The 13,350-nt window shown below is 61.7% G+C and carries 15 protein-coding genes; 6 read left to right on the forward strand and 9 right to left on the reverse strand.

Translation table 11 applies throughout. The features are described from left to right. Nucleotides 1-95 precede the first annotated feature (95 nt). The 3 genes from PLN84_RS00400 (at nt 96) to PLN84_RS00410 (ending at nt 1,847) form a co-directional block, all read left to right on the forward strand. A complete protein-coding gene (locus PLN84_RS00400; RefSeq protein ID WP_292386281.1) occupies nt 96-692 on the forward strand; it encodes a DNA polymerase ligase N-terminal domain-containing protein in 597 nt (198 codons plus the stop codon). Then, nucleotides 689-844, forward strand: a complete 156-nt coding sequence (locus PLN84_RS00405; protein ID WP_292386282.1) for a C2H2-type zinc finger protein — start codon at nt 689-691, stop codon at nt 842-844. Before PLN84_RS00400 ends, PLN84_RS00405 begins: the two co-directional genes overlap by 4 nt. Before the next feature lie 556 nt (nt 845-1,400). Beyond that, the gene (locus tag PLN84_RS00410; RefSeq protein WP_292386283.1) at nt 1,401-1,847 is read left to right on the forward strand and encodes an S-adenosylmethionine decarboxylase; all 447 of its coding nucleotides are present in this window, start codon (nt 1,401-1,403) and stop codon (nt 1,845-1,847) included. 325 nt (nt 1,848-2,172) lie between these two features. Here PLN84_RS00410 and frhB read toward each other — a convergent pair whose 3' ends face one another. From frhB to mptA, 5 genes are all read right to left on the reverse strand, one after another. Further along, the gene (frhB, locus tag PLN84_RS00415) at nt 2,173-3,060 is read right to left on the reverse strand and encodes a coenzyme F420 hydrogenase subunit beta (RefSeq protein ID WP_292386284.1); all 888 of its coding nucleotides are present in this window, start codon (nt 3,058-3,060) and stop codon (nt 2,173-2,175) included. Between the two features lie 10 nt (nt 3,061-3,070). Next, complete coding sequence (frhG, locus tag PLN84_RS00420) at nt 3,071-3,832, reverse strand: coenzyme F420 hydrogenase subunit gamma (RefSeq protein ID WP_292386285.1); 762 nt, start codon at nt 3,830-3,832, stop codon at nt 3,071-3,073. Between the two features lie 265 nt (nt 3,833-4,097). Then, nucleotides 4,098-4,658 carry a coenzyme F420-reducing hydrogenase, FrhD protein gene (gene frhD, locus PLN84_RS00425; protein ID WP_292386286.1) on the reverse strand — a complete coding sequence of 187 codons (561 nt, stop codon included), beginning with the start codon at nt 4,656-4,658 and terminating at the stop codon, nt 4,098-4,100. Between the two features lie 10 nt (nt 4,659-4,668). Next, entirely contained in the window at nt 4,669-6,036 is a 1,368-nt protein-coding gene (gene frhA / locus PLN84_RS00430; protein WP_292386287.1) for a coenzyme F420 hydrogenase subunit alpha, read from the reverse strand. 225 nt (nt 6,037-6,261) lie between these two features. Next, a complete protein-coding gene (gene mptA / locus PLN84_RS00435) occupies nt 6,262-7,203 on the reverse strand; it encodes a GTP cyclohydrolase MptA (RefSeq protein WP_292386288.1) in 942 nt (313 codons plus the stop codon). Between the two features lie 127 nt (nt 7,204-7,330). Here mptA and ilvC point away from each other — a divergent pair, with 127 nt between their 5' ends. Together ilvC and PLN84_RS00445 are read left to right on the forward strand one after the other, a co-directional pair. Beyond that, nucleotides 7,331-8,320, forward strand: a complete 990-nt coding sequence (gene ilvC / locus PLN84_RS00440) for a ketol-acid reductoisomerase (RefSeq protein WP_292559082.1) — start codon at nt 7,331-7,333, stop codon at nt 8,318-8,320. A 54-nt stretch (nt 8,321-8,374) separates the two neighbouring features. Continuing rightward, the gene (locus PLN84_RS00445; protein ID WP_292386290.1) at nt 8,375-8,869 is read left to right on the forward strand and encodes a flavodoxin; all 495 of its coding nucleotides are present in this window, start codon (nt 8,375-8,377) and stop codon (nt 8,867-8,869) included. Here the strand turns inward: PLN84_RS00445 and purL are convergent. Beyond that, entirely contained in the window at nt 8,863-10,935 is a 2,073-nt protein-coding gene (gene purL, locus PLN84_RS00450; RefSeq protein ID WP_292386291.1) for a phosphoribosylformylglycinamidine synthase subunit PurL, read from the reverse strand. The genes PLN84_RS00445 and purL overlap by 7 nt on opposite strands. Nucleotides 10,936-11,031: 96 nt before the next feature. On the opposite strand from purL, the gene PLN84_RS00455 reads away from it, so the two are divergent. After that, nucleotides 11,032-11,649, forward strand: coding sequence for a translation initiation factor IF-2 subunit beta (locus tag PLN84_RS00455; protein ID WP_292386292.1), 618 nt, complete (start codon nt 11,032-11,034; stop codon nt 11,647-11,649). Here PLN84_RS00455 and PLN84_RS00460 read toward each other — a convergent pair. From PLN84_RS00460 to PLN84_RS00470, 3 genes are all read right to left on the reverse strand, one after another. Then, a complete protein-coding gene (locus tag PLN84_RS00460) occupies nt 11,630-12,268 on the reverse strand; it encodes a class I SAM-dependent methyltransferase (protein WP_292559083.1) in 639 nt (212 codons plus the stop codon). The two genes, PLN84_RS00455 and PLN84_RS00460, sit on opposite strands and share 20 nt — an antisense overlap. Nucleotides 12,269-12,273: 5 nt before the next feature. Then, on the reverse strand, nt 12,274-12,558 hold the full coding sequence (locus PLN84_RS00465; protein WP_292559084.1) for a DNA-directed RNA polymerase subunit L: 285 nt from the start codon (nt 12,556-12,558) through the stop codon (nt 12,274-12,276). Between the two features lie 65 nt (nt 12,559-12,623). Then, on the reverse strand, nt 12,624-13,349 hold the full coding sequence (locus PLN84_RS00470; RefSeq protein WP_292386295.1) for an MBL fold metallo-hydrolase: 726 nt from the start codon (nt 13,347-13,349) through the stop codon (nt 12,624-12,626). Nucleotide 13,350 lies beyond the last annotated feature (1 nt).

Here is a 13,350-nt window from a genome sequence, read left to right on the forward strand (position 1 = left end):
TCCCCACGGCTCAAGCCGGGGGCTTGCTTGCACCCCTTGAACCCCGGATCTGTAAGGGCGAACCCTTATCCGGGATCCTGCCGGAGTATCTCTCTATGGAAGGACCGGATACGCTTGACGACTACCGGGAGAAGCGGGACTTTGCCCGGACGCCTGAGCCGCCGGGAGAGCCCGGCGCGGCTCGCGGCTTTCCCATCTTTGTCATCCAGAAACACGCCGCGACTTCGCTCCACTACGACTTCCGCCTGGAGGCAGACGGCGTCCTGAAGTCCTGGGCAGTTCCGAAAGGGCCGTCTCTCGACCCGAAGGAGAAGCGCCTTGCCGTCCCCACGGAAGACCACCCCCTCGGCTACGCCGACTTTGAGGGCGTCATCCCGGAGGGGAGTTACGGGGCGGGGACGGTCCTCGTCTGGGACCGGGGGATCTACCGGAACCTCACGCAGAAGGACGGGCAGGAGGTCGGGGTCGTCGAGGGCCTCCGGCGGGGCCACATCTCCGTCTGGATCGAGGGAGAGAAGGTCCGGGGCGGGTATGTCCTCACCCGCTTCCGGACCGGAAAGGGCGAGGCCTGGCTCCTCGTGAAGAAGGACGATGCGGAGGCAGACCCCGGCCGGGACCCGGTCAGAACGGAGCCCCGGTCGGTCGTCTCCGGGCGGACGCTCGAGGAGATAGCCGCAGAGGAGAGTGGATGACGGGCGAGCCCCTGCCAAGGGGAAGGGTTCCCGATATCCCTGTGGAGATGGGTGAGTTCACCTGCCCGATCTGCGGCAGACAGTACCCCACGCTCGAAGATCTCCACGCCCACGTTCAGCGCGCTCACCGGCACCCTCCGGAGATCCGGTGAGGGCACCGGCCTGCGGCGGGTCCCGGCCCAAAGCCCCTTCCGGGGGGTGGGACGGAGGACCGGTGTGCGCGGGAGATGGTGGAGGTGCCGGCCTTTGAAGTTGCCGGGAGTTAGCCCCGTAGTCACCGCCCGGTTGCCTTTCGGTCGGGGTTCTGGCTGGTGCGGGAGTGGAAGTTTTCAAATCCCAACTTAAGGGTTTTTCATCTCTGAAGTGAAACCAGAAAATAGTACCGGAAAAAGAACTATTTTCTCTGGCCCTGATTGCCCCCGGACCCCCGGAGCGAGAGCTGCTGGAAAGAGGGGATGTCTCAAAAACTTCATACCAAGTATAATTTTTGTTTGGTATTTCGCATAACCCCGGCCAAGCAAACCCTGTAAAGTCACCAATTTCAAAATCTGTCAAAAATACGTCACAGAATTTCAGATACCTCAAGATTGCTCCGGCCTAACCGGGAAATAACGGTTATTTCTCATTAGTCCAATGGATAAGTTTAAAATCTGAACTATCAAAAATTACAGTGATCAATCGATCAGAGATCCTCTCGAAGGTGAGATCATGGCTAGTAAAGTAATGACAAACAACGTTGCAGCAAACAACGTTATGGTACAGACAGCGAGCGACGCCGAGATCGTTACGCAGTTCAAAGAACGCGGGTGTTGGGGATTGTACACCAGCGTGGATTTGAAGGGATGCGACCCGGCGGCGATCAGGGACGCGGAGAAGATTCACCAGTTCATCCTTGAACTCTGCGACCTCATCGACATGCACAGGTTCGGCGAACCGCAGATCATTCACTTCGGCCCGTGTGAGAGAGTCGCCGGATTCTCCATGACCCAGCTCATCGAGACGTCGCTGGTCTCCGGTCACTTCGCGAACGAGACCAATGCGGCCTACCTCGACATCTTCAGCTGCAAAGAATACGAACCTTCGAAGGCAGCAGAGTTTTGCAGGAACTTTTTTGGGGCAGAATCAGCAACCTACCAGGTACTGTTCAGGGACTGAATACGAACACGGCACCCGGCGAACGCTTTAACGATAATCTATGACGGCAGAGAGCCGCTGCCATCTCCCATCCGCTTAATCCGGGCCTGCGAAGGGAGGCGGCCCCCACCCTCGATTTTATGTTTTTCCGGTTTTCTGAAGTTTTTGCCCGTGACCCCCGGGGATCCATGCCCTCTCGATCGATCGGAGACGCTCGCCGTGTCACGACCTCTCCCAGCACCGGGGGGGACGGGCGGCCGGAGGGCTGTGAAACGTGAACGAGGGCGGAAGTACAGAGAGGATGTTCGCCGGAACCGACTGTACCGATGCCGAATAAAAAAAGTGTTCAGGGGGACTCGTAGGGGTTCCGGAGACCCTTGGGGGTTCCGTCCGCCTTGAGGCCGACTGTCTTGCGTGCATCCACGTTCTTCTGGTTCTTCGTGATCTTCTCGGTCGCGAGCTTCTTGACGAGGTCGAGGCCGGGCTTGACCTGGTCCATCGGCTTCGTCTCGAAGCAGCCGGCCGCGATGGCGCCGTCCCAGACTGCGTTACCCTTCATGCTCCGCACAAAGACTGTGCTCCAGCCGTCGGGGCTGCCCACGGACCCGCTGGAGATGTCGGCGAGGTTCCCGACGTAGTCCAGGCAGACGTTGCAGCCGGGCTGCACGTACTTGTGAATCAGCTTTAAGGGCATCTGGCTGACTGCACCGCGCTCGGTGTAGACCGTGAACTTGCCCTTGCCGATGTCCATCTTCTTGACGGACTCCATCTTCTGGTTGCAGTGGTCCTCGACGATTGCCTCGAGCGCCTGGTAGGAGAGGTTCTCCATGCAGTAGATACCGAGCGCGAGGGCAATCTTGTCGTCGACGTCGCGCATGCCGATCGGGTAGAGCTGAGCCTTCCGGACAGCCTGGATCTGGCAGGGCACACCGACGATACCGACGCGGTCAAGACCGTAGCTGCGGGTCGCTTCCTTGATCAGGTAGAGGTTCGGGCTGATGGTGTAGCGCGTTCCGGCAGCGGCCAGGAGCTCTGCCTTCGAGGTCGCAACCATGGGCTCGGGTCTCCAGGGCTCATCGCTCGGCCCTGCGACGATGGCACCGTCGATAATGCCCTCTTCAAGCGCGTACGCGAAGAGCGTCGTGATGATACCGCCGTCCTGGGACTTCTTCAGGATGTCCTTGTCGGTCGAGCGTGCCGAGATCGCGGACTTGTAGTTACCGAGTACGTCCATTCTTCTCACCTCACTGCATGGCTCCCTTGATGGCGCCCATGATGGCCTCGTAGTTGTTCATGACGTCGAAGTTGAACCAACTCCGCGGGCACTGCGAGTAGCAGGCGCCGCACTTGATGCACTGGTCGCGGTTCACGTTCGGCTTGCCGTACTCCATGGTGATGGCACGGACCGGGCAGGTGCCGGCGCAGGTTCCGCATCCCATGCAGAGCCCCTGGTTGATGACATCGTACATCAGGTCGCAGCCGCAAGCCTCGTTGCCGCGCTGTGCGAGCTGCATCAGCGGGGTCAGGTAGGCGGTCGCGAGCTGCTTCTGCTCGTCGTTGCCCCGAAGAAGCAGGTAGGCCATGACGGCGACGTTTCTGACTTCCTGGGGGCACGGGGGACAGGACGGGATGTAGAGGTCAACATCGACGACCTCGCTGATCGGCACGAACGCTTCGTGGCCGGGCTGGTTCCACTGGCCGCCCCGGCAGAACCGGGTGATGTTGCCGTAGGCCGCGCAGGCGCCGTAGGCGACGAGCACCTTCGACTTGGCCCTTGCCTCTTTCAGTTCCTCTACCGAGAGTTCGTCGTTGAGACAGCAGGAACCCTCGACCAGGCACACGTCCATCTCGGGGACGTGGCGTACATCGACCAGGGTCAGTGCATAGACCAGGTCGGCGTAATCATCGAGCAGCTTGAAGAGACCCTCGTAGTTGTCCGCAAGCGTCACGAGGCATCCCGTACATCCGCTCAGGTGTAATTCACCTATCGTAATCTTATCTGCCACAGGCTTTTCCTCCTTTACAACTTCCACCTTTTCATCTACAATGACATCAGAGGGCTTCACCGCGGGCTTCTTCTGCGGCTCTGTTGCAGCAGGCTTTGCCTCCGGTTTCACCTCCGGCTTTCCCTCAGGTTTTCTGTGCGGTTTACTTCTCGCAGTCTTTACCTCGGGCTTTGCCTCAGGCTTCGTCGGCGGCTGGCTTGCAGCAGGCTTTGCCTCGGGCTTCACCTCTGGCTTCGTCTGCGGCTCGCTCGCCGCTGGTTTCACCTCAGGTTTGCTCTCCGGTTTTGCCTCCGGACTCTCCGGTGGTTTCTCCGGGCGGCGCCCAAAGATGCGTTCCTTGATGGTTGATAGCAGCCCCATATTCTACCCCAATTTCCTCCAGTACGATACGCACTGTTTTGGGAATGGCCTCCTCAACCTCCTCAGTGAGCCCCAGTTCAAACTCATGGCTCGCGACACGTTTTGGCTGGCACCCGACGATCGTGATATCGATGACGTCCTTTAATCGCTGCAGTGGTTCGGAAAGGTCCCACGAATGGGCATCCCGGTAAGAGCCCGGGGGCAGGTCTTCGGGCCGGAGTTTCGTCACATCACCGGGGTTTGCGCCGAAATCGGCGATATCGATGATGATCAACTTCTTCACCGGCACCTCTGCATCTTCCATCAACGTAAAGAGGAAGTGAGGGGCGCCAAGGCCGGCATCGATCACCTTGACGTTGTCGGGCAGTTGCAACTTCTGGAGTTCTTCGACGACTGCAGGGCCGAACCCGTCGTCCCCAAAGAGGGGGTTGCCGCATCCTGCGATCACGATCTCACGGAATAGCATGCGTGTACGCTCACTGAATGAGTTTCTGGGCCACTAATCTCTTGTCTTCGTCGATCACCAGCATGTGCGTCGCACAGGAGACGCAGGGGTCGTATCCACGCATGACAACTTCCGCGAGCCGCCAGGGTGCACCGGTCAGTGCACGGCTGCAGGTGGGGAAGTTCCAGGTGGTCGGGACGAGCATCCCGAAGTACTGCACCCGACCGTCTTTGACCTTGGCCAGGTGGACGTCGGTTCCACGGGGCGCTTCGTTCGCGGCCCATCCCAGGGATCCGTCGCCCTGCGGGATCTCGTCGGCGAGCACCGATCCGGAAGTGTCGAGCGCGTCGAGCGCATCGATGATGCCGTAGGCGGTCTCGGGGAACTCCATCTGGCGTGCAACTTGCAGGCCGATGGTGCCCTTCTCGTCGTAGTTCTTGAAGATGGCCTGACGTGCACGCGGTCCGACCTCGACGGGCTGGCCGTCGTAGAGCGGGACGCCGGTGCAGGCCTCCATCTGGGGCCAGGCTTTGGTGCCTACGGGGGAGGTGCCGCCGATCGGGTAGTTCGGGTCGGCTTCGTCGATCTCGACTTCGCCCATGTACCAATCCCAGGGGCGGACTTCGGTGAACCGCTCGGGGAACCACATCGGGGTCTCGTCGAGGCTCGAGCTGCCGTAGACCGGCGCGGTGGCCATGTAGCCCTGGTTGTGGTAGCCGAGTTCCTTCGGGATCGGGACCTCAACGCCGCCGACCTCAGCCCAGTCGCGCTTCTGGTAGTTCCGGAAGACCGCGATCATGAACTCCATCTGTTCCTGAGCAAGCACCCTGGATTCCTTCGCGAGATCGTAGATCTTTGCTTTCGCACGCGGGCTGATGTTCTTGTACATGCCGCCGACGCGGGGGTTGCTCGGGTGGATTGCCTCCCCGCCGACGATCTCACCGATGGTCTGCCCGATCTCACGGAGCCGCTGGATCCGAAGAGCGACGCTCCTGACCGGTTCTTCCTTGGTGAACGGATTGATCTTCACGTCGGTCCCGGGGATGTACATGTCCGGGAGGGAGAGGATGTTGTGGATGGCGTGGCTGTGCATCCTGTTGGCACACTGCAGGATGTAACGCAGGAGTTTTGCATCCTCGGGAATCTCGCACCCGATGGAAGCCTCCATCGCTTCGATACCCGCCAGGGTATGCGCAATCGGACAGATACCGCAGACGCGAGATGCGATCTTCGGAACCTGCTCCATCGTCTTGCCGATGGCGAGCTTCTCGACACCCCTGACCGGGGTGATACTGAGCCAGTCTCCACGCTCGACGATGCCTTCATCGTTGACCTTCAGAACGAGCTTTGAGTGGCCTTCATGTCTCGTTGTTGGGGAAATTTCTACAACTTTCGACAACTATATCGCCTCATTCCGATATTATGATGTTCTGAACACTATACCGGTGTTACCACACAATTTTGTACTGGAAACGTACGTGAGTACGTCAAGAGGAACTATGAAGAAAACAGAGTTTATACCTTTCGCTTGGGCGAATCCCAGAATATTATGTTATCTATATATAGTAACACGGAATATCAAAATATATTAACTTTATATAAAAAAAGTGCTATAATTTCTGACCTACAGCGCGCCTTCGTCCATCTCCGCGACGAGCTCCGCTATCGTCGCCTTTCGCTCCGCATAGGCATTGTGCTGGTGGATGCTCTCTTCATTCGTCTGCTTTATAGTAATTACTGAGTCTCCGGGGAGATCCCGGAACTGCGCGATCACTTTGCGGGCCATTTCGCGGACACAGTCCTCGACGAACCGTGGGTTCTTGTGGGCTTCCATCACCACATAACTCTCGTCGCCCCGCTTGAGAAGTTCGTAAATGCGCGCACTCATGGAATCTTTCAGGATCTTGATGATCTTCTCGAGGCTGATGTGCTGGTCGTCGTCGATCTCGATGCAGAGGAACCCCCGCCCGCGCTGGTTATGCGTGGCCATCGGCACCTCTTTGAAGAACGTGTCGATCTTGTCGTCCGCCACGCCGAGGTTCTCGAGGACATGCAGGGCATGGTCCTTCATGATGTTCTGGGCACAGGGGCAGGCGGTCATCCCGGTCACTTCGGCACCGATGCTCTTTCGGATGATCGGGTTTCCGTCGTTTCTCTGGGCTACGGCTCTCGCGTGGACATTCACGACCTCATGGCAGCTCGTCTCGCTGACCGGGGTCTCCCGCCGGACCATGAATTTGCTCCGCATCCTGACCTCGGTCCGCTCGGCGTATTCGTGCCGGTCCAGGAGTTTGCGCGCCACGGCGCTGCAGAGTTCTTCAATCTCCGTTACGTTCCCATCGATGGCCTGTTGCAGCACGTCATCGATCACCTCGAAATTCCGGGAGAGGTTCGCACCTTTGAGGCTTCCCGGCAGGTCGACGAAGACGTCGAACATGGAGATGAAGATGACCGGCCGTTTGCCAGGTCGGGCGACTTCAACAAGTTTTTGAACGTTTTTTACACCCACCCTGGTCAGATTGATACGGACCTCCGGCAGGCTGGACTGGACATCTGGCAGTTCCATCACAAATCCTCAATAATCTATGGTGATCAGAGTTTCTCTTCATCAACCTTAAAATGACCCTCCCAACAACCGGATCACTTTTATAGTATATTTATCAGGTCTGCTGCCCTATCGGAAGTGAGAACCTATGGTGCAGAAATATTACGAGTCCGACGTGGACCCCCGCGCCTTGGAGAGCAAGACCATCGCCGTCATCGGCTATGGCTCCCAGGGTCGCGGCCAGGCAATGAACCTGCGTGATTCCGGCTGCCGGGTCGTCATCGGCCTGCGGCCCGGCAACAGCTGGCAGAGAGCATCAGAAGACGGCTTCGACGTCTACCCCGTGGCAGACGCGGTCAAGCGTGCCGAAATCGTCCAGATCCTCCTCCCCGATGAGAACCAGGCTGCGATCTATCGCACCGAGATCAGTCCCAACCTCAGAGAGAACACCTGCCTGATGTTCTCGCACGGGTTCAACATCCACTACGGCCAGATCGTCCCCCCACCCACCGTCGACGTGGTCATGGTCGCCCCCAAGGGCCCCGGTCACATGGTCCGGCGGACCTACGAGGAGGGGAAAGGCGTTCCGGCCCTCATCGCCATCCACCAGGACGCCACGGGGAAGGCGCACGCCATCGCGCTCGCCTACGCCCGGGGGATCGGTGCGACCCGCGCGGTGGTGCTCGAGACGACGTTTGCCGAGGAGACCGAGACCGACCTTTTCGGCGAACAGGCGGTCCTCTGCGGCGGGATCACCTCCCTCATCAAGGCCGGGTTCGAGACCCTGGTGGATGCGGGGTATGCGCCCGAGATGGCCTACCTCGAGGTCCTGCACGAGACGAAACTCATCGTCGACCTGATCTACGAGGGTGGGTTCACGAAGATGCGCGACTCGATCAGCAACACTGCCCAGTACGGCGACCTGACGCGGGGACCGCGCGTCATCGGCCCGGAGACCTACGTTGCGATGCAGGAGATCCTCGAGGAGATCCAGGACGGCAGGTTTGCGCGGGAGTGGATGCTTGAGAACATGGTGAACCGCCCGGTCTTCAACGCGCTGACGAGAGCGGACGAGGAGCACCTGATCGAAGAGGTCGGGAAGGAACTCCGCTCGTTCATGCCGCAGTTCAAGAAGTAACACCCTTTTTTTCCGGCCGACACCCGTTTATATCAATCTGCCGTACCCTCCGGTATGGCTGTCTGCATCATCTATCATTCGGAGACCGGCAACACCCGGGCCGTCGCCGAACGGCTTGCCGCGGTGGTCGGCGGGAATCTCGTCGCGGTACGGGATCTTGCGAGCTACTCGAAGGTGGGGATGTATCTCAGAGGCGCTCCCCGTGCGATGCGGGAGGAGCGCGCCGTTATCGAGCCCGCCACGATCGACGTCTCCGGCTACGATACCGTCGTCGTCGGGACCCCTGTCTGGGCGAGGAGCCCGACGCCTGCGGTGAATGCGGCGATCAGCGCCCTTGTGGGCATCGAGGGGAAGGCCGCGGTCGTCTTCTGCACGTCGGGCGGGATGCCGGGGAAGACGCTGGAGAGGATCTCAGAGATGCTTGCCGGCCGGGGGGCCGATGTCCGGGGCGCGGTCGCGTTCACGGTGCGGGACGTGCGGCAGGGGGCGGCGGTGGACGCCCTGGCCGATCTCGTCCGGGGGTCTGAAAAAAGGGCGATCGTTCAGTAACGCATCAGCCGGGTCGTTGCAGAGAGCGCCGTCTCCATTTCTGCCGGCGCGATACTGACGGTCCCATCCCTCAACCGGAGAATGAGTGCATCGCCGCCGGCCGTGCCGATGGTCCGGTGCTCCACGCCGGCGAGAACGGCCTCGTCTCTCGCCGCGACCAGGAACCGGCCGCAGGTCTCGGCGAAGAGCGCCTCGACGGGGTCGCCGGCGAGCGAAACGTCCCCCCGGGGTGCGAACTTCGCGAGCGCCGCAAGGAGGCCGCCGCGCGAGAGATCGGTCGCGGCCGTGACCCGGCCATCCCGAACCAGCTCCCGGACGAGACCGACCGCGGCCGGATCTGCCGCCCCGGGCGCCGGACCGCCGCATCCCGTCACGGCGTCGAGGACCGACCCCCCGAAGTCGGGCGAAGTCCGCCCGATCAGGGCGAGGAGGTCGCCTTCGGCGGGCGCCGTCCACTCCCTGACCTCCCCGCGCCCGATCATCCCCAGCGAGGGCGTGGGCTTGATCGCCGTCCCGAACTCGTCGCTCTCGTTGTAGAGCGAGACGTTGCCGCCGACGACCGGGATTCCCATCCTCCGCGCCGCATCCCCAAGGCCGAGGACGGCCTCTTCAAGCTGCCAGGCGACCTCCGGGTGTTCGGGGCTCGCGAAGTTGAGGCAGTCGAGGATGCAGAGCGGCTCGGCGCCGAGGCAGGCGAGGTTGCTCGCGTTCTCGACGACGGCGTTCGCCGTCCCTTCGCGGGGCCTGAGGTATATGTGCCGGGGGTTGCACCCACAGGAGAGGACGAGGGCTTTGCCCTCCAGGCGGAGGACCGCGGCGTCGTGCTGAAACGAGACCGTCCGGAGCTGGACCTCTTTGTCATACTGCTCGTAGACCCAGTCCTTGCGGGCCACGTCGGGGTGGGCGAGGACCGCGAGGGCGAGGTCCTTTACCGGCGCCGCCGGGCGGGAGAACGGTGTCTCCGCCGAATAGGGCCTCATCTCCAGGGCGCAAAGCGGCGCTCCGCCGACGAGCAGAGCGATCGGGAGATCGGCGACGGTCTCACCGCGGAACCGCACGGTGTAGCGGGGTTCATGGATCACCTCGCCGATATCGCTCCAGACGAGGTCGTACTTCTCCGCGATCGCCCCCATCAGGCCGACGTCCTCGGGCGCGACCTCGATGAGCATCCGCTCCTGCGACTCGGCGAGCATGATCTCCCGCGGCACCATCCCGGGTTCGCGGAGGTGGACCCGGTCGGCGTGGATGACGGCGCCGAACGTACTCGCCATCTCGCTTGAGGCCCCGGCAAGCCCCGCCGCCCCGAGGTCGCGGCAGGAGAGGACCTTGCCGGTCCCTGCCATCGCGAGGATCGCCTCGATGAGGAGTTTCTCCGTATAGGGGTCGCCGACCTGGACGCTCGGCCGGTCGGCGGCCTCCGCATCCTCCGCGAGATCCCGCGAGGCGAACGATGCCCCCCCAAGCCCGTCTCGCCCGGTCGAAGAGCCGACAAGGACCAGCCGACTCCCCGGCCTTTTGGCCCGGGCGGTGATGTAACTGTCGGGATGCACGACGCCCACGCAGACGACGTTCACGAGCGGGTTTCCCGAGTAGGAGGGGTCGAAGGTGAGCTCGCCCCGGACGACCGGCACCCCGATGCAGTTGCCGTAACCCCCGATCCCGGCGACGATCTGCTCCATGAGGTAGCGGTTCTTCTCGCTCTCCAGGGGGCCGAAGTAGAGCGGGTCCATCAGGGCGATGGGGCGGGCGCCCATCGAGAGGACGTCGCGGACGATCCCGCCGACGCCGGTGGCGCTGCCGTCGTAGGGGTCCACGTAACTGGGATGGTTGTGGCTCTCCATCCCGACGGCAAGGGCACAGGTCTCGCTGAACCGGACGATGGCGGCATCGTCCCCCGGCCCGAGCAGCACCTCGCTTCCCTCTGTCGGCAGCGTCTTAAGGAGGTGTTTCGTGGACCGGTAACTGCAGTGTTCGCTCCAGAGGTTCTCGAAACAGGCGGCCTCGACGTCGGTTACGTCGCGGTCGAGGGTTCTATGCAGCAATGCGAGGTCCTGAACCGATACCATACGGTGAACCTGATGAGTGACCCATCTACATAAACGTGGTGCAGGCCCAGAGAATGAGGTACTCACTTTTTGACGTGACGCGACCAATACTGGGGTATGACCCCGTCATATGAAGACCTTCTGAAGGAGGCCTATACCAATATCACGGAGCCGACGGAGTTTGAAGATCGGTTCACCGTCCCTGTCGCCCGCGTCTTCATCGAGGGGAAGACGACGGTCCTTGAGAACTTCGCCGAGATCGCAGACACCCTCCGGCGCGACCCGGACCACCTGATGAAGCACCTCCTCGGCGAGCTCGGTACTGCCGGCAAGGTTGAGGGGACGCGGGCCGTCTTCTCCGGGAAGTTCGAGCAGGAGCAGATTAACACGATCATCAGGGGCTACGTCGAGGATTACGTCATCTGCTCCGAGTGCGGAAAGCCCGATACCCGCCTCGTCAAGACCGAGCGGGTCCTGACGCTGCGGTGCGACGCCTGCGGCGGTCACCGGCCTGTCCGGAAGCGGAAGTCGACGTTCGACCCGAACGCAGCGGCGAAACCTACCGAGGGCGCCATCATGGACGTCACCCCGCAGTTCCTCTCGAAGCGCGGCGACGGCGTCGTGAAGATCGACCGCTACACAATGTACGTCGCGAACGCAAAACCGGGTCAGACGGTGAAGATCAAGATCACCCGGATCGCCGGGACGATCATCTTTACCGAGCGTGCCGAATAGAGGAGGTCGGGTCCTTCCGGATCTCCACCCACAACCCCTCTTCTTCTTCCCTGATACGGGCGTGGGCGACACCGCTCTCTGCTAGTTCCCGCTGAAGCGTCCCCGGGGTCGCCCCCCCGCTTCTTCGGGCGATATCCCGGTCCCATTCGGAGTTCCGCCGCCGCATCTCGGTAAAGACAGTCTCGCGGAGCGCGGGGGTCCCGAAGCTGCCGCCGACGAACGCGACGCCGCCGGGGCGGAGGACCCGCTCGATCTCGCGGAACGCCTGCGGCCGGTCGTGCCAGAAGTAGATCGAGCCGCGGCTGACGATGAGCACGACGGCGTTGTCGCGAATTGACATGCAGTGGACGTCGCCGATGATCGGGGTTACTCGATCCGGGCAACCGGCTGCGGTCTCCTGCGCGATCCGGGCCATCGCCGGGTCGGTATCGAGAGCGATCATAGAGAGATTGCTCTTCTCCGCCAGCGCGACGGAGAGGAGGCCGGGGCCGCTCCCGATATCAAGGGCGATCCCATCCCGTGTTCCCGACCACGCGAGCACCTGCTCCGCGATGACGGGGTAGATAGGGGCAAAGACTTCCCGGGCGATCCGGGCGAAGCCTTCGGCGCTCTTCTTCATCGGGGTTATGCGGTATCGAGGGCTTTCATCTGTCCGAGGAGTTCGCCGGCGTAGCCGGAGAGCCGCTTTGCCGCGTCCGTGATTGCAAGAAGAGGTGACCGGCCGCCGGTCGTGGTGACGAAGAGTTCGGGGTCGGTGAACCGGAACGCCTGCCTGCGCTGTGCCACATCCACCTTGGGGTCGTGGATGAGTTCGGCGGCGAGCGCGTCGATGTAGGTGTTGGCCTCGCCTTCAAAGAGGATCCGGGCCTTGTCGTCAGTCAACTCCAGAAGTTTGAGTTTCATGGCCATACGCACTTTATGGTTGGGCCCGGAAGGGATTATAAGTATGGGTGTGGTCGGGGACGTCGGCTCCATCACCAGCAGAACGTCTCCATATCGTATCCCGCGTGCGGCATGTCCGGAGGGACCATGTGGCTCATGTGGACGCATCGGTAGTCCCGCGCCCCGACGTCGCTGGCGAACCTGACCGCCTCGGCGTAGTTCATATGCTTGGTGATATTGTAGCTCTCGGGAGCGATGGCGTCCACGAAGAGGAGGTCGATATCGGCGCCGCAGAGGAGGTCCCGGCTCGCCCTCGGGATATCCTCCCGCGTGTCGGCGGTATAGGCGACCGTGACACCGTCGTGCTCTAAGAGGAGACCGCAGGTGTAGACCGGGGGGTGGTTCACCGGAAAGAACGTGAAGGTGATCCCGAAGAGGTCGAAGGGCTCGTAGACCGGGACCGGGTGCTTCTCGAACGAGAGGAAGTGGAGGTAGCCGGAGCAGTAGTCCATCACCGGGGGCGGTGCGTAGGCCGGCGGCACCTTCTGCACCCGATAGAATTCACCAAAGCCGATGAAGTGGTCGTAGTGGCCGTGGGACCAGAGGACCGCGTCGATGTGGGGCGAGCAGGCCCGGAGGAGTTGCTGCCGGAGGTCCGGCGAGGATTCTATAAGAATGTGCTTTCCCTCAATCTCGATGAGGAGGGACGTCCGGAGCCTTGATCTTCCTGCCGCCGTTATCCCCCGACAGTTCTCGCAGTTGCACCCCACCTTCGGCGTCCCGATGGCGTCGCCGGTCCCAAGTAATGTGATCTGCATA

This window comes from Methanoculleus sp., assembly GCF_035363275.1.
Lineage (GTDB): Archaea > Halobacteriota > Methanomicrobia > Methanomicrobiales > Methanoculleaceae > Methanoculleus.